This is a genomic window from Brevibacillus borstelensis, from assembly GCF_037834415.1.
Lineage (GTDB): Bacteria > Bacillota > Bacilli > Brevibacillales > Brevibacillaceae > Brevibacillus > Brevibacillus borstelensis_A.
Genome location: NZ_JAUMSJ010000009.1, coordinates 108862 through 129652, shown reverse-complemented (window position 1 = coordinate 129652; position 20791 = coordinate 108862). Strand labels below are relative to the sequence as shown.

Below are 20791 nucleotides of genomic sequence, written 5' to 3'. Positions count from 1 at the left end.
CCAATGACCGAAAAACAGCTGCATGTCACGATCGTAGGCGGCGGTATGACTGGACTTACAGCTGCCTATTACCTGCAAAAATGGACGCGGGAAAAAGGAATGTCTGTCCGATATACTTTGCTGGAAGCCAGCGACAGGACAGGCGGGAAGGTTCAGACCTGGAAGCACGAGGGATTTACCATCGAGCTGGGGGCGGACTCTTTTTTGGAGCGCAAAACGAGCGCAACCGAGCTCATCAAAGAAGTTGGCCTTGGTGACCGGCTGGTAAACAACAACGCGGGGCAGGCGTATATTTTGCATAAAAACAGTCTGTACACCATTCCGGAGGGAGCGGTGATGGGTGTGCCGACCAAGCTGATGCCTTTTGCCAAAACGCCGCTGATCTCTCCCATCGGCAAGCTCAGAGCCGCAGCGGATCTGATCTTGCCGGGAGCGCGGTCTGGCGAAGACGAATCGGTCGGGAACTTTTTTCGGCGCAGACTCGGAGATGAAGTGATTGAAAATGTCATCGAGCCGTTGATTTCCGGCGTGTACGGTGGCAATATCGACAAATTGAGCCTCCTTGCTACCTTTCCGCAATACGCCCAAATGGAAGAAAAGCACCGCAGCCTCATTATGGCGATGAGAAATTCCCGCCCCACACAGAGCAAACAGCCAGAGGGACAGCAAAAGGCAAAAGGAATGTTCGTGAGCTTGACTAGCGGCTTGCAATCGCTTGCCGACCGGCTGGAAGAATCGCTGCCTGCAGGCGCGGTCCGCAAAAATACAGGCGTCAAGCGCCTGAAAAAGCGTCCGGATGGGTATAGTGTGGAACTGGATAATGGCGAGTCTTTTGATACCGATGCTATTATTTTGGCCATCCCTCATCACCTGGCCATGGAAATTGTCAAGGATCATGTCGATATTCCGCCGATCAGCGGCGCCAAGCCTACGATCATGGCGACAGTGGCGCTTGCCTATCCGGAACAAGGCATACGGATCGATAAAGAAGGGACAGGCTTTCTCGTCCCCCGCAAGGAAAAGTACACGATCACGGCGTGCACCTGGACGCAGCGCAAGTGGCCGCATACGACGCCGAAAGGCAAGGCGCTTGTCCGCTGCTACGTGGGCAAGCCGGGGGCAGAAGAGATTGTGGACCGTTCTGACGAGGAGATCGTCGATGCAGTCGTTCGCGACCTCCAAAAAGTGATGCAGATCGATCAGCGTCCCGAGTTTTACAAGGTTACCCGCTGGAACAGAGGCTTGCCGTACCTGGTTGGCCACAAGCAGTGGCTAAAAGGGACGACGGCCAAGATGAAAGAACATCTTCCCGGTGTTTGGTTAACGGGCGGTTCCTACGGCGGTGTCGGTGTACCGGACTGTATCGACCAGGCAAAAGAGACAGTACAGGAATTATTACAATATTGGACGCAAAAACCAGGGAGCTGACCCCTGGTTTTTTACTTCGTACTTCAGGATCGCAACTTATGAATTCACTGTATAGCTGCGCGCCGTTTTGCGATTCCCTCGGGATCATTGCGGAGCGGACAGTTCCCGCTCCTTGCAGGACGAAGACCGGAGCGGAGAATGGAAACAGGCTTCTCTCCACCGCAGCCGCTTTCTTGTTGGTGGTTGAACAGGCTTTGGTGAAGGAGATGAAAAAGGAGAAAACGGCTACAGGTTCGGTGGGACACTGCGAGGGGGTTGGACTGTTCGGCTCCATTCCAAAAGCAAAACCGCGTCCAAAAGCAGTCGGCTCGAGGAAGCGTCTCAAGTTGGACGCTAAAGGCGTGTTTTGCTTTTTCCATTCCGCCTGGGAAGCGTCCCAAAGACCTTTTGCCGTTTTCTCCTTTTTCATCTCTACAGCTGCTGGTTTCCATCAAAAAACCGTTTGGGCATACGCCCGAACGGTAAAAAGATAGAAAGTTGCATGCAAAGAGGGCATTCGTTTAAGAAGCCCCTGGCAGCTTATTGATAAATGCTTGCCTTGATTCTTTTGACAACTCGGGATATCCCGCATGCTTTATAATGCACGATGGTTCAGCTCCGGCTCGCCAGAGAAGCCTGTTTCCATTCGGAGCGACTAGCGAAGTCCGACCCAGCGGAGCAATGAATCCCGAGGAAACAGAATCGCAACCTATGAATTCACTGCATAGCTGCGCGCCGTTTTGCGATTCCCTCGGGATCCATTGCGGAGCGGACAGTCTCCACTCCCTTGCGGGACGAAGACCGGAGCGTAGAATGGAAACAGGCTTCTCTCCCCCCACAGCCGCTTTAAACGCGTTCTGCTCCAGAGCTTCACATCAGGATTTTTCGTCTCTGATTAACGACATGACTGCCTACTCTTGATCCAAAAACTAGCGACTTCTTCCTGAAGCCAATTTTCCAGTGCTAAAAGGCTCGTCAGTCCCATATAGTGTAAGGAAATGTCCTGCACTTGAAAGGAGGAGCACGGATGGCGCTACAGGATGGACTGCTTTCGTTTGCCATCAAGGAAACGATTTTCCTCTCATCGGATAAAACCGGAATAGACGAGTGGAGAGAACTCGAATTGTTTCCTGATGTCGAGGTGCTGGAAACAGATTCATCGATCTCCATCACCGGTTGCCTGCAATTATTCGGGAAATACAAGCCGATCAAGGACACCTCCGAGTCAACTGGAGGCGGTACGGAAACCTTGGTCGAGGCGGTCACCTTTTCGCCTTTTCGACCGGGCGGACCAGACGGGCATCTGTACGATCAGGAGGAACAACTGCACCACAGGATTCCGCTAAACATCACGATTCCTCTGAATCGAATCGCTGAAATAGAGGATATTTACGCAGTTGTCGACAGTTTTGATTACCAGCTTGATTCCCCTCGCCAGGTGATGATCGAAGCTGATCTGAAAATCGCCGGCATCAAGCTGACCGAGACGAATTATCAAAAAGGACAACCTGAGAACGATCCGGAAGAAGCCTCTTACGGCGAAATCTCTTCCCGTGAGGAATGGCAATTCAATCATGTTTCGCAAAATCAGTCCGAAGAGCTTATTCAGCCGATATCGCTGGAGGATATCGAGCGAAAGCTAGCCGAGTTGGAAAGCGAGATGCATCGGCAACTTCCATTGGAAGAAACACAGCAGGCACAAGCGGCCGAGCACAGCCCAAAAGGGTTCACGGCGATGTTTGAAGCGCCTCGGCCCAGCTTGGCTTTGAGCCAGGCGGAAAGCGACAGCGTGGGTTTCGGGGATGTGACCGAGGTTCTCAGGATGAGAGAACAGGAAAACGTCTCTGATAGCAAAGACAGCTACTCTTTCAAACCGGTTTCGTGGAAAGAACCGGAAGAAAATCCCGAGCTTTATGAAGGGATGGCCCCAGGTAAGACATTCGGTTCGCAAGATGAAAGGCCTTTACAGGGGCAAGCTCCTGCACCGTCATGGGAACAGCGCAAGGCAGCAGAATCGCAGTCAATCGAAGCGGTTCGCGCCCAACCAGAAAGGGCTCCAGAGGAGAAGTCCTCGGCACTCTCCAGGGAGCCGCAAGAGGTAACGGAGGCGCAGCCGACCGAAGTGGTACGCATCCATGCAGAAAGGCATAAAGAAATGAAATCTCCCGCATCGTCAAGGGAGCTGCGTGAGGTGTCGGCGTCGCAGCCGGTGGAAGCGGCACGCTCCCAAGCGGAAAAGCCTGCTGAGGATCAATTCCCCACGGTGCCCGGGGAGGTGCGTGAGGTGTCGGAGCCGCAATCGGTGGAAGCGGCACGCTCCCAAGCGGAAAAGCCTGCTGAGGATCAATCCCCCACGGTGCCCGGGGAGCTGCGTGAGGTGTCGGAGCCGCAATTGGTGGAAGCGGCACGCCCCCAAGCGGAAAAGCCTGCCGAGGATAAATCTCCCGCGGTGCCCGGGGAGCTGCGTGGGGTGTCGGAGCCGCAATCGGTGGAAGCGGCACGCCCCGCAGAGGAAAAGCAGGAGGAATCAGTCGTGGCATCGGTGTCCGCTGACAGCAAGGATGTGGCTGAAGCTGAGACGACCGTAGTAGATACGGATGACGCCAGCGTAGAAACTATTGCCGAGGAGACAGCTGCCAATCATGATCAGGAAGCAGCAGAGGTATCGGCTGAGGCGCCTTCTGAAGCAGTGGAAGAAAAGGAAGTACGTGTGGCGATTTCCGGAAAACCGGCCCGTGAAGAAGGCGGCAAGGTCAATCTCACATCAATCTTTTCGCAGGCAACCCGTGCGCAACAAGAGGCCAGGATCGAAGAAGAGTCCTCTTCGCAAGCTTCGCGAAAAGGTTCTTTTGAAGCTGATTCGGCTTCGATCAAGACCATGCATAACCTCACTTCCTTTGTCCGCAGCAAAGAGGAGAAACAAAGCCGGCTGAAGCTGTGCATCATCCAGCGAGATGAGACGTTGGAAACCATTTGTCAGCGCTATGCCATCCCTCAATCGCGGATTCTGGAAGTAAACAATCTGCGTTCTGACCAGATCGTGGCGGGGCAAATACTCTATATTCCACAGTGAGGAGCGGGGGGCCGTGGAGAAAATCAATCTGTCCGACGTGTGCCAACGGTATCGGGCAAGGGTAATCCACATCACCCCGCTGGACGATTGCTATCTGTTGGAGACAAACCGCGGTCCGAAAGAGCTGCGCATTTGGCCTCGAGTAGACATCATGCGTTGGTCGTTTGCATGGCGCGAACGTATGGTTCGCCAAGGCTTCCGCGATTTGGAGAGATTTATTCGTACGAAGGATTCCAAGCCTTATCTGGTAGTGGGCCAACGGGGAATTACGCTTACCGATCATCTGCGGCGCATCGAAACAATACCGCTGGGAACAGAAACCATGCGTCAATGCGGCAGGGTGGCTGCGATGATGCATGCTTCCCAGCGGGAAAGCAGTCTCTTTCACGCCGCTGATTTCTGGGAACAGGAACAAGCGAGAATAGCGGCGAAGACAAGACGAGCGCAGGATTTTCGGGAGGCTCTCCGTTTCCGCGGCAAACATTCAGACCGGAATCACCGTTTTTACGAATGGCTGTTTCCGCCTCTCTTGGAGAGAATGCAGCGATGTGCCGATTTGCTGAGGAAAAAGGTCGATCAGAGAGACCTTTTTGTCTCCCATGGCAATCTGCATCGCGACAATTGGGGAATGGTCAACGACAAGCTGTTTTTGCGCGGTTTTTTCCAGCCGGTGTTATCGATCGCTCAGCGGGATACAGCCGGGTACCTGCGAGATCTGTTTGTCCTTCACGAGGATCTTTCGCTTGTCGAAGCGTTTTTAAGCGGCTACGAGGAGGTTCGGCCGCTTCGCCAGACCGACTACACGCTTCTGCTGGCCTTCATGGCCTATCCAGAAGAGATCTGGGATCTGGTGGAGCCATACATTGAGGTGTACCGCGAGCCGGGAGAGGCGCGTTTGGCTCGAATCGAGCAGGCTGTCGATCGCCAGCAGGCGGTTGACCAGCTCCTGAAATATGTAGCTGAACGGGCCGAGGATACGAGGAGTGAGTCAAAAGCATGAATCGCTTTGACGATATCTTTCCAATGCTTCAGGAATATGACATGTTCGCACAGACTGTCGATGTGGTAAAGGCCCCCAATGTGTACAAAGCGATCACCCCATACGGATCGTTCATTTGCAAAAGGACGCGGGCTGCTCCCCAGCGATTGCAATTGGTCAGTGGAGTCCTCCGTCATCTGGATCAAAAGGGGTGGGATGGGGCTGTCCCATTTTTTTACACAAAATACGATGAACCCTACGTTTTGCGTGGCGAGGATACGTATTATATAACAGCTTGGCATCCGGGTGCAGAGAAGTGGGAGCAGGATCCGCTGGCCTGGGCGAAGCCTGCGGTAGAGCGGCTTGCAGAGCTTCATCACCTTACCCAGAACTTTCGGTTTGATGATCCGCGGCAGGTAGAGCCGTTGATTGATTCCTTGCTGCGGAGGTGGGACTCGATGCTGCTTCTGGCGGACAAAGCGACTGAGGCAGCCAGTCACCGTCTCTATCCCTCCCCGTTCGATGTCGTTTTTTTGGCGAACTGCGCTTACGTCAAGGAGATGGCCCAAACAGCGATCGGCTTGCTGCGGGATTGGCGTGAAAGGCATCGGACGCACGCGCATTTTCGTTTGTCGTTTATCCACGGTTCCCCCCAGCCGGCCCATTTCTTGCCTGACCGGAATGGAAAAGCGAGGATGCTGAACTTCGACCGGGCTGTTTTCGACACCCCGACTCGCGACTTGGCGATGTTTTACCGCACGTATTTTTATCTGGCTGGAGATGAGGCGGGGGCTAGCCAGCTATTCCGGCACTATTCCGATATCTTTCCGCTGCGTCCGGAAGAGACGAATCTGCTTGCCGCTTTCTTGACCTATCCGGAAAGAATCATGCGAGATATCAGCACGTACTACAGCGGGAAACATGATTGGAGCGAATTGTACGCCGTCAAGCGTCTGGAAAAGGATATGGATCGTTTACTGCGTCTTCATCGATGGATTCAGCAAGCTTTTTAGCGGCCAAAGACGTCTCACGGGGTGGGGCGTTTTTCTTTTGGGGAAAGGCGTTTGGCATCAGAGCCAGTCGAGTATGATGGCAACGTACAGAAGAGCCAGCAGGCCCAGCAGGATCACGTCAAAAGACGTCGGAACGAATATCGTGCGAATGAATTGGAACACGATTAACGGAAGGAGAATTTGTTTGCAACCGAACTTGATTCGCAAGTAAAGGGGATGGTATTTCCAGCGAGACATCACGATCACCTCTCTTCTCCAATTATATGCGGGGAATCAAAGGCCAGTGTCTTCTTTCTCGAAAACCGCCTGCTCGAAACAGGACCGGATACGGTATAATGGAAAAACCGACGTTTGGACCTGCCCTTACCGGGGAACAGAATGCAGAGAGGAAGCAGAGAGATGCAAATCCAAAAAGGTGATCCGCAATGGTATGGAAAGCGTTGCTTTACACGACCGGTATAGGGGTAGGCGTATACATCATCCTTCTCTCCCGCCAGCTGGTATCGATAAAGCGTTGGTACGACCTCTCGTTTTTGCAAGGTGCGGGCTTGATAGCGTGGGGATTGGCGCATTTGATGGCAAATCACCCCAATCTTCTCATCCAACAAATCAGCCTCCCTCTGGATATGCTGTACTATCTGTTTTTTCTCATGTCTTTGCATGCATACCCATTGGCTCCTCATATATACTACGACAGGTGGAAGAGCATTCTCGATGCGATGGCATTTGTGGCCGTCTACGGGACAACTGCCCTTTGCTCCTGGCTGTACCAAGAAGAGGCAGGCATATTGATCGTTTTACTGCACATCTTGAGCGGCTTTTTGCTGTTGGCCCCATGGACGACTGTTTTTATGGCCAACGGATTTGTAAACGGGAGGCAAGAAAAAGAAACGAGGCTGCTGGTTGCGACTTTGTTGTTTACTTTGGTTGTGATGTTTCAACCGATCATGCCAACAGTCTTCTTTGTGATTACCGGCTCCTTGTCTGTTTCCTTTTTGCTGCTGGCCCACACTCATTTTCCGCGGAACGGTTCAAAGGCACGGCTGATGAACGAATACGGGTATTTGCATGAACAGCTGCGGTTTAGCTTTCTCGACTCCAATTCCATGCAGGTACTGCTATTGGTAGAAGTGATTGCGATGTTTACTTGGACGGAGCCGCGGATCCATCTGATCGGGATAGGAATCGGCTTCCTTATCACTGTTTTCAGACTATTCCTGACAAAAACCTGGAATCAGTCCTTGGTGCGGCAAATGATGAGCACAGCAAGCAATCTGGAGAAAAAATTCACGGAACACGTGGAGCAGATTCAACGAAAGAATGATCAACTCTCACAAATTCTCGCGGTCAAGCAAACCTATGAAAAGATTTTGCTGGCAAGCAACGAGCAAAGCTTGCGCGAGGTCAGCTACGAAAATTTGCAGCAGGTGATTGAGGAGTTGGTGGATGTCTGGTTTGCCAAATTGGACAACCTCGTCTACTTGCGCATTTCTCTGGAATCAACGGAAGGGGTGGTTTATTATGAAGTTGTCAGGGGAGACCCCAACCACCCCTACATCCATCGAGACATATCGGAACAGATTGTTGTGGACGAGCAGCTTGACACACCGCTCGCCCCCCGATATGTCGTCATGCTGGCGAAAAGCACTACTGAGAGCATAGAAGAACTTGAACTGGAGCAATCCATTTTTCAATTGCTGATCGTAAACGTGCGCGGTCTGATCCTCAGATGCTTGCAAGAAAATCAGCTGTTGGAATTGCGTTTGATGGAACAAGAGATGGAGCTGGCCCAAAGAATCCAGTTTTTGTTAATTCCCCGGGAACGGCTCGTTTTGCCGTATCTTCAAGCCAAGGCCGTTTTTCTCCCTTATACGTATGTAGGCGGAGATTATGTAGACTATCTGGTGCTCGATGACCGCTTTACCTGCTTTGTGGTGGCGGACGTCTCCGGGCACGGTCTTCCAGCCAGCCTGATGACGACCGGAATACGCAGCGCTGTCCGTGCTGTTACACAAACCTTCTGGAGACCTGACTTGATCTTGCATCAATTGAACAAATTGCTTTACGAGGATTTGATCAAAACACGGTCGTTTATTACCATGTTGATTGCCGTCTACGATTCGGCAGACCACACCCTGTCGATCAGTCGGGCCGGGCACCCGCAGCCGATATTTTGGAACAGCACCGGAGCCAGGCTTCTTTCATGCAGCGGCGGTCTGGGGTTGGGGTTGCTGCCGGATAGCGTCTACGTTTCGGACGAAGTCCCCCTGGACCAAGACGGCATGCTGCTGGCCTACACGGACGGTTTGCTGGAGATGAGCAGAAAGGATTCCCAGCAATGCTTGCAAACATGGCTGAAGGGATTGTCAAGCCTGCTTGGCGAGTCCGGCCGGCCGGGCGATCTGGACAGCATTGAGGTGGTAGAGAACTATGTCCGGGAGAGGACGAGAGAGGGTCTGCAGTCCGATGATATATCCCTGTTAATCCTGCGGTTTCAATCAGGTACGGAACAGGAGGAAGTACACGATGATGTTGTGTGAGGAGTGCCCGCAGAATCCGGCTTGTCAAAACTGTCTGGCGGCATTGCGGGCGGGAGCAGGACAAAAAGTGATTCCTGCCCGCACAGTCAGGGTGAAGCTGGGTTCCGGAGAAGTCGCATCCGCTGAACTGCGCGCTATTTGCCGGACGGCAATCGGTTTGTTCTGCTTTGAACAAAAACTGTCAGAACGCGTCGAAGTAGAGCTTGCCCCCGATTTTCGGATTGTCGGAAAAACATTTCAGGGCATTCATGATGTCCCCTATTATGTGCTGGATATCGAAAAAGTGCTGCGTCGGGAAGAAGTCCTGGGGCGATTGCTCCTGGAGGAATTCCTGCAATGGCACAGGAGTATGGAAAAGCACCCGACTGATATGCTGGCTGAATGGAAGGAGCCGGAGGATGAAAGGCACCGTCTCATAAAGGAGGAGCTGCAAAAGCTCTCCATATTGCGTCAGGTGGAGACCATATACTTGTACGTGATGGAGTATGGTCACGTGAGACCGATCGGAGCCCAGCGTACAGAGGAGATGATGGAAGGGGACATGAGGCGGGTAGCGCTTGAGGCCGTAAAAAGGGGAGCTTCTGTCAGGGAGCAGCTGGTTTCCTCGGATGGCACCAAGATGTATGAATTGTTTGCCTCCCCCTTGCCGGACAAGACCTGTGGCCTCGCCCTGATCGATGTGACGGAGGCGATTGCCGAAGAGCGTAGGCGCCAGCACAAAGAGTGGGAAATGTACAAGCAGGTGCTGGGAGCAGTCACGCAGGACAAGCTTGTCCTGTTGACAGATGCGGAATTGGCGGAACTGGCCGAGACCGCAGTGAAGATGGCCACGGTGCTGATCCAGTCTGCGGAAGATCTGGCTTCCCTCAGGACGGAGTGCAGGCGGATCATGGAGACGACCGGGATCGAGGAGAAGCGGAAGTTCCAGTACATCGTGGCTGTCAATGAAGCGGCGACGAATACATTGAAGCACGGTTCCGGAGGGACGGTGACGATCCATGTGGCCTCCCCGGAAAACGTCATTCGGGTCATTGTTCACGATCACGGGAATGGAATTCTCCTGGAGGAGCTGCCGAGAGCGACACTGCGACAAGGCTACTCGAGCAAGCATTCCCTGGGAGTTGGCTTTCACGTAATGCTCCAGTTTTGCGACCGGCTCTATTTGGGAACCTCTCCATCCGGCACGAGATTGGTATTGGAGTGTATCATCGCATAATTCCTATGTTTGCAAATAGAAAAACTTGGGTAACTTGATAACGGGGTAATTCGTTACGTAAATAAAGAATGAAAGCGTGAGAGGAGTATGTGTGCATGGTCTTCCAGGCAACAGAAACGAACGGGCAGGCTACTCTGTATTTTGCTGGTGAATTGGACATGGCTGTAGGAGACAAGGTCGGCAACCTGTTGCGTGAGTACGGAGAACGGAATGGCTCTGTGACGGTTGATTTTCGAGATGTGACATTCGTCGATTCTTCCGGCATCGGCAATCTGTTTTTTACGACAAAAGATTTGCTCGCCCTGGGAAAACAAGTGGAAATCATCAATGTACGCGAAGAAATTTTGGATATCCTGCACGTTCTGGGGTTTGCCGAAGCACTTGGCATCACCGTGAATTAGCCAGAGGAAACCGGGTTTGACGGGCTGCACCTGGATTGTATATAATACGATTGACATGAAACTAAACAATGTGATCACTGTGAACGGGAAGAGTAGACCAGGACGCCTTGGCAGAGAGGAGAATCAGTAGCTGCGAGATTCTCTAAGGAAGGAATGGGTCGAAGGTCGCCCGGGAGTTGTTTCGGCGAATGCACGTAGCTGCTGTAGCCGCGACCGGCTAACAACCGTTATCTTGTCAGAGTGAACACAGCTCTTCCGTTATGTAAAGAAGACTGTGTTAACAAAGGTGGTACCGCGAAACAATCCTTTCGTCCTTTGGGATGAAAGGTTTTTTTATTTTCCAAAGGAGGCCTAGCCATGTCGAATCAACAAGCGACCAATGACATCGATCAGCTGCTGCCAAAGAACTACGACCCTAAGGCGGCAGAGTCCAAATGGTATCCATACTGGATCGAAAAAGGGTTTTTCAAAGCGGAGCGAGATCCCGAAAAACGTCCGTTTACCATCGTCATTCCGCCGCCAAACGTAACCGGAAAGCTGCACCTCGGGCATGCTCTGGATACGACGCTGCAAGACATCACCACGCGCGCCAAGCGCATGCAGGGCTACAGCGCACTGTTTTTGCCAGGAATGGACCACGCCGGTATCGCGACACAGGCTCGCGTAGAAGCGACACTGCGCGAGGAAGACATCTCCCGCCACGATCTCGGACGTGAAAAGTTCGTCGAAAAGGTGTGGGAATGGAAGCATATCTACGCCCAGCATATCCGTGAGCAGTGGGAAAAGCTCGGTCTTGCCCTCGATTACTCACGCGAGCGTTTTACGATGGACGAGGGGCTGTCCCGTGCCGTTCGCGAAGTGTTTGTGCGTTTGTATGAAAAAGGACTGATTTACCGCGGCAATCGGATTATCAATTGGGACCCTGCCGCCCGCACGGCCCTGTCCGATATCGAGGTCATCTACAAAGAAGTCAAGGGCGCCTTGCATCACATGCGCTATCCGTTGGCAGACGGCAGCGGCTACATCGAAGTGGCCACCACCCGTCCGGAAACGATGCTTGGCGATACAGCCGTCGCCGTCCATCCGGAAGACGAACGCTACAAGCATCTGATCGGGAAGACCGTCATTCTGCCGATCGTCGGCCGGGAAATCCCGATCGTGGCGGATGAATACGTAGATCCCGAATTTGGTTCCGGTGCCGTAAAGATTACACCGGCTCATGACCCGAATGACTTTGAACTGGGGCAAAGACATCAGCTGCCGCAAATCGTCGTCATGGACGAATCAGGCACGATGAACGAAAATGCGGCTGGCTACAAAGGGCTCGACCGGTTTGAGTGCCGCAAGCAAATCATCAAAGACTTGACCGAGCAAGGAGTCATGTTCAAGATCGAGGAGCACATCCATCAGGTTGGACACAGCGAGCGAAGCGATGCCGTAGTCGAACCGTATTTGTCCACGCAATGGTTTGTCAAAATGCAGCCGCTGGCAGATGCGGCGATCGCCAACGCTTACAGCGAGGACAGTGTCAAATTCGTACCGGAGCGCTTCAAGACAAATTACCTGCGCTGGATCGAGAATATTCGCGATTGGTGCATCTCCCGTCAGCTTTGGTGGGGGCATCGAATTCCGGCCTGGTACTGCCAGGACTGCGGCGAAACGATCGTCTCCCGCGAAGATGTCGGAGAGTGTCCGCATTGCCACAGCCACCATCTGGAGCAGGATCAGGACGTTCTCGACACCTGGTTCTCTTCGGCACTCTGGCCGTTCTCGACACTCGGCTGGCCGGAAGAGACTGAGGATATGAAGTACTTCTATCCGACCAATGTACTCGTCACAGGCTACGATATCATCTTCTTCTGGGTTGCCCGGATGATTTTCAGCGGTCTGGAATTCACAGGGAAAAATCCGTTTGAAACGGTCCTGATTCACGGGATTATCCGCGACTCCGAAGGGCGGAAAATGTCCAAGTCGCTAGGCAACGGGGTAGACCCGATGGAAGTAATCGAGAAGTACGGTGCGGACGCCTTGCGCTTTACGCTCGCAACGGGAAATTCGCCGGGCAACGACCAGCGTTTCTACTGGGAAAAAGTCGAGGCGAACCGCAACTTTGCCAACAAGATCTGGAATGCGTCCCGCTTTGCCTTGATGAATCTGACAGGGTTTGGCTACGAGGACATTGATCTTGGCGGAAATCTGTCCACGCCGGACAAATGGATTCTGTCCCGCCTGCAGGCGACAATCAAGGACGTTACCCGTCTCATGGATGCGTTTGAATTTGGTGAAGCGGGCCGCGTGCTGTACAACTTCATCTGGGATGACCTGTGCGACTGGTATATCGAAATGGCGAAGCTTCCGCTTTACGGAAGTGACGATGCAGCGAAAAAGACAACGCAATCCGTTCTGGTTACCGTACTCGATCAGACTCTGCGTCTTTTGCATCCGTTCATGCCTTTCATGACCGAGGAAATTTGGCAAGCGCTGCCGCACAAGGGAGAGAGCATTGCAATCGCTGCTTGGCCGACAGCAAGTGAGCAATTCATTTTCCCGGACGCCGAGGCGGAGATGAATCTGCTGGTGGAAGTCATTCGCAGTGTTCGCAACATCCGGGCTGAAGTGAATGTGCCGATGTCCAAGAAAATCGAGCTCTTGATCAAGCCGAGCGATTCTGCTACACGGGAACGGCTTCATCGCGGCGAAGAATACCTGGTTCGTTTCTGCAATCCGGAGCGCCTGGAGATTGGCGAAGAGCTGAAGACGCCGGACAAAGCAATGTCCGCGGTCGTGTCGGGAGCGGAGCTATTCTTGCCGCTGGCGGGATTGATAGATTTGGACCAAGAAGTAAAGCGTCTGGAAAAAGAACTGGCGACTTTGCACGGAGAAGTGGAACGAATCGAGAAAAAGCTGAACAATCCGGGCTTCATGGCTAAGGCTCCGGAAAAAGTAGTCGAAGAGGAACGCGCAAAAATGACAGGGTACATGGAAAAACGGGAGAAAGTAATGGCCCGCTTGTCTGAACTAAAAGGCGAATGAAACGCCGTCCCTTCGCATATTTTTGAGAATGGAGCAATGCGTCATGAATGCTGAAGGATTGGAAGGATACACAAAAGCGCTAGACTGGCTGCACGGGCTGCTTCGATTTGGCCAGAAGCCGGGACTAGAAAGAATGCAGTGGATGCTGGGGCAGCTGGGGAATCCCGAGAGAAAACTTGCTTTTATTCACGTCGCCGGTACGAACGGGAAAGGCTCTACCTGCTCATATCTGACCCATATGCTGATGGAGGCCGGATACAGTGTGGGAATGTTCACATCTCCGTATCTGATCGATTTCCGGGAAAGAATTCGATACAACGGGGCGATGATTCCAAAATCCGATCTGGTGGAATTGGTTGAGCAAGCAAAGGTTTTGGCAGAGCGCTGCGAAGCCGAATCGGGATACGGTTCCCCCACGGAATTTGAAGTCATTACGCTCATCGCCATCCTCTATTTTGCCAATGTGGCAAGACCGGCTGTCGTTGTCTGGGAAACGGGACTTGGAGGGCGATTGGACTCGACCAACGTCGTTTTTCCGATCGCAACCGTCATTACGAACGTAGGGATGGACCACATGGACGTACTTGGAAGCAGTCTTTCCGAGATTGCCCGGGAAAAGGCGGGTATCATCAAGCCAGGGGTACCCGTCGTCACCGGAGAAAGGCGGGCTGAAGTGCTCGCTGTCCTGCAGGAGGCGGCTGACAGGTCCCGAAGTACCCTGTATCGCATTGGATCGCATTTTGATGCAGAGCAATTGGAGGAGCGTATCGGCGAACAACATATCCGCTACCGGAGTATATTCAGGCGGCATGAAGCGGAGTACCGGCTGGCAATGAACGGCCCTCATCAGGCAGAAAATGCCGCCGTATCGCTGATGACTATCGACGTGCTGCGAAATTATCTGTCTTATCTTCTGGAGGAAGAAGAAATTGTTCGCGGACTGCAACAAACTCGCTGGCCTGGGCGTCTAGAGGTAGTCTCGCCAAGACCAATGGTCATGTTGGACGGGGCACACAATCAGGAAGGAATCGAGGCGCTGGTCGCCAGCTTGAACCGGCTGACGACGCCACAAACACGGCTGCACGTGCTGTTTTCCGGGTTGGCGGATAAGCCGCTAAAAAGCATGGCAGAAGCGCTGAGAGGATTGCAGACAAACGTAGAAACCGTTCGACTGACGACGTTTGACTTCCCCCGCGCAGCGGTGACTGGTCAATTGCAAGAGGCGTTTCTTGCGGGTGGCTGGGAAGCTGCACGCTTGGATCTTGTCTCCGATTGGCGCCAGTTTCTCGCTTCTTGGGTGAAGGACAACCGAACGGCAAACGGCGACGACTGGTTGGTTGTCTGCGGTTCGCTCTATTTCATCGCCCAAGTGCGCACATTCTTTCCCACTACAGTAGAAGAGGCAGGTGAATAGGGTGGATCAGGCCCAACACGTCCACTTTGTGGGCATCGGCGGATATGGCATGAGTGCCATCGCCCGCGTCTTGATCGACCTTGGATACAAGGTAACCGGCTCTGATGTCGCAATGAACGACTTGGCCAAAAAACTGGAACAGCGTGGGGCAGTCGTGCATATTGGACACGATGCCAAGCACGTTGCGGAATGCGACAAGGTCGTATATTCCACGAGCATTTCCCCAGACAATCCAGAGGTTGTAGCGGCGACAGAGAGAGGCATTCCGGTCTTGCACCGATCCCAAATGCTGGCAAGCATTTTGAATGAGCGTACCGGTGTAGCTGTAGCCGGCGCTCATGGAAAAACGACGACGACTTCGATGATCGCCCATGTACTGGAGGTATGCGGCGTCGATCCCACCTTCATTATCGGCGGAGAGCTGATGAGCGCGGGAACCAATGCGAAAGCGGGCAAAAGCGATCTCGTCATTGCCGAAGCGGATGAAAGCGATGGCTCATTTTTGGAATATCGGCCTGTTTATGAGGTTGTAACCAATATTGAACCGGATCATCTGGAGCATTTTGACGGTGATTTTGCCAATTTAAAGCGCGCCTATGCCAAATTCCTGAGTCACTTGAAGCCGGGCGGAAAGGCTGTTCTCTGTCTGGATGACGCTCATGTTCGGGAATTGATGGCGGACATGACGCAGGAGACGGTCGTCACGTTCGCCATTTCGCCCGCATATGTGGAGCAGGCGGATTTCAGCGCCAGGGAGATCGTTTGCGGGGACAGGCGGACCAGCTGCAACATTTATCAAAAGGATGTCCTTCTTGGAGAGCTTGTTCTCTTGGTGCCGGGCAAACACAATATCGCCAATGCATTGGCGGCAGTTGCCGTCTGTCTGGAGACTGGACTTACGTTTGAGGAGATCGCGGCGGCCTTGACCACCTTTAGCGGAGCCAAGCGGCGTTTCCAAATCATCGGGGATGCGCAGGATATTTTGGTGGTTGACGACTATGCCCACCACCCGACGGAAATTATGGCGACCTTGAACGGCGCGCGGGCTTCCGGACGTCGCGTAATTGCGGTGTTCCAGCCGCAGCGCTATACCCGGACCTACTTTTTGATGGAGGAATTCAGCAAGGCTTTTGGAGAAGCGGATGAAGTCATCATTACAGACATCTATTCTCCGGCAGGAGAAGCCCGGATAGAAGGGGTTACAGCCGAGGTGCTGGTCGAGAAGATACGAAGCAACAGTCACCCGCGTGCGCAGTACATTCCGACGAAGGAACTCGTGCAGGCCCACCTCGTACAATCGCTCAAGCCGGGCGATCTCGTACTGACAATGGGAGCCGGGGACATTTGGAAATCAGCGCACTGGTTGGCGGAGAAACTGGTGAAATAAGGCAGGAAAACGAAAAAATACAGATCTGAATGAGAGCCTGGACACGAGTCCGGGCTTTTTTTCTTGTCAAAACGGAAAAAAATCAATATAATTAGCACCAAGTACTAATATCTAGTTATAAAAAGGAGGCTGCGAAATGTCTATGGAGAGAAAGTCCTCCGCGAGAATAACGGCAATCGGTACGCATGTGCCTGAGCGGATTTTGACCAATGCAGACCTGGAGCAGATGGTGGATACATCCGATGAATGGATTGTGCAGCGAACGGGAATCCATGAGCGGAGAATTGCGGCGGATGATCAATACACGAGCGATCTCGCGATTGCGGCGGTGGAAAACCTGATCCAAGCCTGGGGCAAGGACGTGGCTGATGTCGATCTGATCCTGGTAGCGACGACGACACCGGATTACCCGTTCCCCAGTGTAGCGAGCAAGCTGCAGGCTCACTTCGGGATGACGAAAGCGGGGGCGCTTGACCTGAACGCCACATGCGCCGGGCTTACGTATGGCCTGCATCTGGCCGATGGCATGATCAGCGCCGGTTTGCACCGCCGCATACTCGTCGTGGCAGCGGAAACGATGTCCAAGGTAACGGATTACACGGACCGAACCACCTGCATTCTGTTTGGCGATGGAGCGGGTGCCGTCCTTGTGGAAGCGGACCCAGAGCACCCTTCGTTCATCTCAGCGCACACAGGGTCAAAAGGAGAAGGGGGCATTCACGTCTACCGGTCAGGTCTGTCCAGCCGAATGGGCGACCAGGAGCTTGCCGGGAACGGCCTGATCGTCCAAAACGGCAGAGAGGTGTACAAATGGGCTGTGACTACCGTTCCCAAAGGAATGCAGGCTGTTGTCGAGAAGGCCGGCAAAGGCTTGGATGAAGTGGACTGGTTTGTTCCGCACAGCGCCAATTTGCGGATGATTGAATCGATTTGCGAAAAGAGCGGCTTTCCGCTGGAAAAGACGCTCTACAGCCTGAAGTACTTCGGCAATACCTCTGCCGCAACCATCCCGCTCGCGCTGAATATGGGCATCCAGGAAGGACGGGTAAAGCCGGGGGATACGCTTTTGCTGTACGGCTTCGGCGGCGGACTGGTGCACGCCGGGCTGCTGCTTTCCTGGAATCCGTAAAACCCGTCCCTTCCCGTAGTCATAACCTGTCCCTCCGACACGTATGCTGATAGTAAAGTAGCCTGGGTGGAGGAGGCGTTATACGTGAACGGGGAAAGGGAGAAAAGCAAGGTTACGGTGAGGCTGAACGGGGAGCGGTGGAGCGAAAAGCGGGCGGAGAGGGGAAAAACGGCAGAGCAGCCGATCCGCTGGAATGATGCTCCTGGTCAAGCGCCCGCAACAAAGCCGGTTCGAAACGAGGATGCCTGGTCGCGTTTGGCCCAGCTTCGCGGCACGGCGGAGACGGAGACGAGAGAGCAGCAGCTGAATGCGATTTTGTCAGCGGATGAAGGGGAAAACGGGCACTATTCTCCCGGGAGCAGAAAGCCTGTCGTTTTCCCGGATTGGGTGCGGGAGCAAGGATGGGCGAAAAGCTTGCTGACCACAGGGGGAGCAGTAGCGATCGGACTGTTGTTCGGCCTGCTTGTACTGACTGTATTCAACCAGGAGCGGGTCACGCAATCCTACCAAGCCGTTTTAAGCGATACCGTTCATACGCTGACTGCTCAGGGTTCAGAGACAGCGCCGGACCAGGGGACGGCGCTGACGCAGTCGGCTTTATCCCAGCCTCAGGCACCGGGGCAAAAATTGAAATTGAAGTTGCCTGATGAAAGGCTGTTTGTCGCGCAGGCCGGGGCGTTTCAGCCTGATGTGTCGAGAGAGGCTGTGGTTAAGCCGCTCCAGGACGCAGGCCTTCCGCATTTCCTCTACAGGGGAAGCGACAAGCAGTACTTGTTTGCAGCCGGTTCTCCCGACAGGGACGTTGTTCTCGGCTTTGCCAGCATACTGAAGCAAAAAGGCATCGATGTGTATGTCAAAGAAATGACCATCCCAGGGGGCAGTAGGGAGGTAGCCCTACAAGCGGCAACAACAGGCGAAAAGCTGCCGGATGTGGGCGAATTTTTACAGAACGGCTGGAAGATCGCCAAAACCTTGGCTCTTCAATCCGGCGCGGTTGTCAGCGCGGCTCGGCAGCCATTGTCGAAAGAAGAAGAGGCCCAACTGAAAGAGCAGCATCGCCAGTTTTTGGAGGAGAGTCGAATCCTCCAGACTTCTGAGCAATGGCAGCCGATGATTGGCGGCATGGTGAACGGAATCAACCAGGCGATGGCCGCACGGGGGAAAATGGCGGAATCCGCCGCCGGGAAAAAACAGGCCAGTGCAGAATCATATGCCTGGCAAGTACAGGCTGGTGTACTTTCTTTCTGGGAATCCTACTCCGACTGGGTCGGCCAGCTTCAACAAAACAGCTAGCTTCACCGCTTGCTTTTGGGCGGGCATCCCTCCTGCTCCCCGCTTTGCAGCACAAAAGCGCTTTGAAATACAAGACATGCGGATAGACAAATGGACACGGGACTTGCGGCACATATTCTTGCTGGAAGTCTTTTCTTTTTATACAGTAAGTACCAAGAGCAATCAGGGATTGTTTCAAGAGGTCCCATTTGCTACACTTATGGTTGGCAAAAACAGATTCCCTTGCAAAAAGGGAGTGGAGAATGGATGAAGGGGAAAGAAACGCTTACGCTTGTATTTCTTTTCATTTCCGGGTTGTTATGTGGAAGCATCCTGGGAGAAGTTTTGGGGCCATGGGTCCCTTTCCTGACAAAGAGCAAAGTGATAACATGGTCACCTGCAGCCGATTTGGAAATTCTGAAGTACGACTTGAACCTTCAGGTAAAACTAAATCTGGCTAGTATTGGAGGGCTTGCCCTCGCGTTTTGGATATATCGCAGAATGAAGTAGGTAGAGACGATATGAAAACCAGTACATCCCTCATCTTGGCATCTTCATCTCCTCGCCGTCGCGAGCTATTGCAGACGATTGGACTCGATTTTACGGTCATCACCAGTGACGTCGATGAGTCCACAGCGCAGGGCTTGCTCCCTCATGAAGTGGTAGAACAACTGGCTTATCGAAAAGCAAGGGCTGTGGCAGACAGAGTGGAGAAAGGTATTGTCTTGGGCTCCGATACGGTTGTGGTTTTGGACGACATCATTCTGGGCAAGCCCGCTGACGAGGAAGAGGCATTTGCGATGCTCTCTTCTCTTCGAGGACGGGAGCACGTCGTATACAGCGGGGTAGCCCTGATTGATGCGGAAATCGCACGCTATGAAGTAAGGCACAGCAAGACGCAGGTGCGGATCCGTGCGCTGACCGATCAGGAGATTCACGCGTACATTCGTACCAAAGAGCCGATGGACAAGGCTGGTTCCTACGCCATTCAAGGTATAGGCGCAACGATGGTTGAAAGCATTACAGGCGACTACTTTACCGTAGTCGGATTGCCTCTTTGTCTGACGGCCAACATGCTTTCCCGTTTCGGGATTTCCCTATTGTAAACGAAAGAAAGCGCGGCAACGGCCCTGCAGCTCTTGAAACGCCTTCATCGCCAGCCGTTCATCGCACATACTTCCTATGGAGGCTGGAGGCGGTAAAAAATGGCGCAAAAAGAGTGTAACAAAATGCACATGAAAAACGTCCCTAACTATGACCGTCCAAGGGAAAGACTGCTTCGGGAGGGAGCTGCTTACCTGTCGGACGCCGAGCTGATTGCGATCATGCTCCGAACGGGAAGAGAACAAGAGACGGTTTTTCAACTGGCGCAGCGCTTGTTGGCCAACTTCGGCGACATCGGGGAATTGGCCCAGGCCTCTCATGCTGAGCTGACGAGAATCAAGGGGATTGGCACCGTCAAGGCGGTAGAATTGCAGGCTGCGTTTGAGCTGGGCAGAAGGGTTGTCCATTCTTCCCGCGAAAGGCGCACGACCATTCGATTGCCGCGTGACGTGGCCAAACTGATGCTTCCGGAAATGAGGCATTTGACTCAAGAGCATTTTGTTTGCTTGTTTCTTAACACAAAAAATCATGTGATCGGAAAACAGACTATTTTTGTCGGGAGTCTCGACGCTTCGATCGTGCACCCCAGAGAAGTCTTCAAAGAAGCGATCAGGCGCAGCAGTGCTTCGGTCATCTGCTTGCATAATCATCCTAGCGGCGATCCCACCCCGAGCAGGGAGGATATTGCCGTTACGCGGACACTGCAGGAGGCCGGTGAGCTGATCGGCATCTCATTGCTTGATCATATCATCATCGGCGACGGCAGCTTCGTCAGCTTAAAGGAGCAGGGATATTTGTAATCCCCCTGTTTCGCTAATTACTT

17 protein-coding genes and 1 other annotated feature are annotated in these 20791 nt (G+C 53.2%); of the genes, 16 read left to right on the top strand and 1 reads right to left on the bottom strand.

Features of this window, described 5'->3' with window-relative positions:
* Nucleotides 1–3: 3 nt before the first annotated feature.
* From hemY to Q3F21_RS10665, 5 genes are all read left to right on the top strand, one after another.
* The gene (gene hemY, locus Q3F21_RS10685) at nt 4–1428 is read left to right on the top strand and encodes a protoporphyrinogen oxidase (protein ID WP_340252279.1); all 1425 of its coding nucleotides are present in this window, start codon (nt 4–6) and stop codon (nt 1426–1428) included.
* A 38-nt stretch (nt 1429–1466) separates the two neighbouring features.
* A complete protein-coding gene (locus Q3F21_RS10680) occupies nt 1467–1901 on the top strand; it encodes a hypothetical protein (protein WP_340252277.1) in 435 nt (144 codons plus the stop codon).
* Nucleotides 1902–2434: 533 nt separating this feature from the next.
* Nucleotides 2435–4480, top strand: a complete 2046-nt coding sequence (locus Q3F21_RS10675) for a LysM peptidoglycan-binding domain-containing protein (RefSeq protein WP_340252275.1) — start codon at nt 2435–2437, stop codon at nt 4478–4480.
* Between the two features lie 13 nt (nt 4481–4493).
* On the top strand, nt 4494–5480 hold the full coding sequence (locus tag Q3F21_RS10670; RefSeq protein ID WP_340252273.1) for a phosphotransferase: 987 nt from the start codon (nt 4494–4496) through the stop codon (nt 5478–5480).
* Nucleotides 5477–6472 carry a hypothetical protein gene (locus tag Q3F21_RS10665; RefSeq protein ID WP_340252271.1) on the top strand — a complete coding sequence of 332 codons (996 nt, stop codon included), beginning with the start codon at nt 5477–5479 and terminating at the stop codon, nt 6470–6472. The genes Q3F21_RS10670 and Q3F21_RS10665 overlap by 4 nt, the downstream gene beginning before the upstream one ends.
* Before the next feature lie 57 nt (nt 6473–6529).
* On the opposite strand, the gene Q3F21_RS10660 is transcribed toward Q3F21_RS10665, so the two are convergent.
* Entirely contained in the window at nt 6530–6709 is a 180-nt protein-coding gene (locus Q3F21_RS10660) for a hypothetical protein (RefSeq protein ID WP_340252269.1), read from the bottom strand.
* A 188-nt stretch (nt 6710–6897) separates the two neighbouring features.
* On the opposite strand from Q3F21_RS10660, the gene Q3F21_RS10655 reads away from it, so the two are divergent.
* The 11 genes from Q3F21_RS10655 (at nt 6898) to radC (ending at nt 20768) form a co-directional block, all read left to right on the top strand.
* Nucleotides 6898–9012, top strand: coding sequence for a PP2C family protein-serine/threonine phosphatase (locus Q3F21_RS10655; protein ID WP_340252267.1), 2115 nt, complete (start codon nt 6898–6900; stop codon nt 9010–9012).
* Nucleotides 8999–10228: an ATP-binding protein gene (locus Q3F21_RS10650; protein ID WP_340252265.1), complete on the top strand. Its 1230-nt coding sequence runs from the start codon at nt 8999–9001 to the stop codon at nt 10226–10228. The genes Q3F21_RS10655 and Q3F21_RS10650 overlap by 14 nt, the downstream gene beginning before the upstream one ends.
* A gap of 95 nt (nt 10229–10323) precedes the next feature.
* On the top strand, nt 10324–10629 hold the full coding sequence (locus Q3F21_RS10645; RefSeq protein WP_340252261.1) for an STAS domain-containing protein: 306 nt from the start codon (nt 10324–10326) through the stop codon (nt 10627–10629).
* Nucleotides 10630–10699: 70 nt separating this feature from the next.
* Nucleotides 10700–10948 (top strand) — a binding site (T-box leader).
* 38 nt (nt 10949–10986) lie between these two features.
* Nucleotides 10987–13662 carry a valine--tRNA ligase gene (locus Q3F21_RS10640; protein WP_340252259.1) on the top strand — a complete coding sequence of 892 codons (2676 nt, stop codon included), beginning with the start codon at nt 10987–10989 and terminating at the stop codon, nt 13660–13662.
* 43 nt (nt 13663–13705) lie between these two features.
* Nucleotides 13706–15076: a bifunctional folylpolyglutamate synthase/dihydrofolate synthase gene (locus Q3F21_RS10635; protein WP_340252257.1), complete on the top strand. Its 1371-nt coding sequence runs from the start codon at nt 13706–13708 to the stop codon at nt 15074–15076.
* 1 nt (nt 15077) lies between these two features.
* A complete protein-coding gene (gene murC / locus Q3F21_RS10630) occupies nt 15078–16463 on the top strand; it encodes a UDP-N-acetylmuramate--L-alanine ligase (protein ID WP_340252255.1) in 1386 nt (461 codons plus the stop codon).
* Nucleotides 16464–16599: 136 nt separating this feature from the next.
* Nucleotides 16600–17592, top strand: a complete 993-nt coding sequence (locus Q3F21_RS10625) for a beta-ketoacyl-ACP synthase 3 (protein WP_340252253.1) — start codon at nt 16600–16602, stop codon at nt 17590–17592.
* 84 nt (nt 17593–17676) lie between these two features.
* Nucleotides 17677–18885, top strand: a complete 1209-nt coding sequence (locus Q3F21_RS10620; RefSeq protein WP_340252251.1) for a hypothetical protein — start codon at nt 17677–17679, stop codon at nt 18883–18885.
* Nucleotides 18886–18975: 90 nt separating this feature from the next.
* Nucleotides 18976–19374: a DUF4321 domain-containing protein gene (locus Q3F21_RS27425; protein ID WP_425341241.1), complete on the top strand. Its 399-nt coding sequence runs from the start codon at nt 18976–18978 to the stop codon at nt 19372–19374.
* A gap of 11 nt (nt 19375–19385) precedes the next feature.
* On the top strand, nt 19386–19970 hold the full coding sequence (locus Q3F21_RS10610) for a Maf family protein (protein ID WP_340252249.1): 585 nt from the start codon (nt 19386–19388) through the stop codon (nt 19968–19970).
* Between the two features lie 99 nt (nt 19971–20069).
* Nucleotides 20070–20768 (top strand): RadC family protein, encoded by a 699-nt coding sequence (radC, locus tag Q3F21_RS10605; protein WP_340252246.1) that lies wholly within the window; start codon nt 20070–20072, stop codon nt 20766–20768.
* Nucleotides 20769–20791 lie beyond the last annotated feature (23 nt).

Bases quoted from the DNA above. Each gene is read 5' to 3' on its own strand.
- hemY (WP_340252279.1), top strand. From the start codon at position 4: ATGACCGAAAAACAGCTGCATGTCACGATCGTAGGCGGCGGTATGACT.
- Q3F21_RS10665 (WP_340252271.1), top strand. From the start codon at position 5,477: ATGAATCGCTTTGACGATATCTTTCCAATGCTTCAGGAATATGACATG.
- Q3F21_RS10625 (WP_340252253.1), top strand. From the start codon at position 16,600: ATGTCTATGGAGAGAAAGTCCTCCGCGAGAATAACGGCAATCGGTACG.
- Q3F21_RS10650 (WP_340252265.1), top strand. From the start codon at position 8,999: ATGATGTTGTGTGAGGAGTGCCCGCAGAATCCGGCTTGTCAAAACTGT.
- Q3F21_RS10675 (WP_340252275.1), top strand. From the start codon at position 2,435: ATGGCGCTACAGGATGGACTGCTTTCGTTTGCCATCAAGGAAACGATT.
- Q3F21_RS10645 (WP_340252261.1), top strand. From the start codon at position 10,324: ATGGTCTTCCAGGCAACAGAAACGAACGGGCAGGCTACTCTGTATTTT.
- Q3F21_RS10680 (WP_340252277.1), top strand. From the start codon at position 1,467: ATGAATTCACTGTATAGCTGCGCGCCGTTTTGCGATTCCCTCGGGATC.
- radC (WP_340252246.1), top strand. From the start codon at position 20,070: ATGGCGCAAAAAGAGTGTAACAAAATGCACATGAAAAACGTCCCTAAC.
- Q3F21_RS10610 (WP_340252249.1), top strand. From the start codon at position 19,386: ATGAAAACCAGTACATCCCTCATCTTGGCATCTTCATCTCCTCGCCGT.
- Q3F21_RS10655 (WP_340252267.1), top strand. From the start codon at position 6,898: ATGGTATGGAAAGCGTTGCTTTACACGACCGGTATAGGGGTAGGCGTA.
- Q3F21_RS27425 (WP_425341241.1), top strand. From the start codon at position 18,976: ATGGACACGGGACTTGCGGCACATATTCTTGCTGGAAGTCTTTTCTTT.
- Q3F21_RS10640 (WP_340252259.1), top strand. From the start codon at position 10,987: ATGTCGAATCAACAAGCGACCAATGACATCGATCAGCTGCTGCCAAAG.
- Q3F21_RS10660 (WP_340252269.1), bottom strand. From the start codon at position 6,709: ATGTCTCGCTGGAAATACCATCCCCTTTACTTGCGAATCAAGTTCGGT.
- Q3F21_RS10635 (WP_340252257.1), top strand. From the start codon at position 13,706: ATGAATGCTGAAGGATTGGAAGGATACACAAAAGCGCTAGACTGGCTG.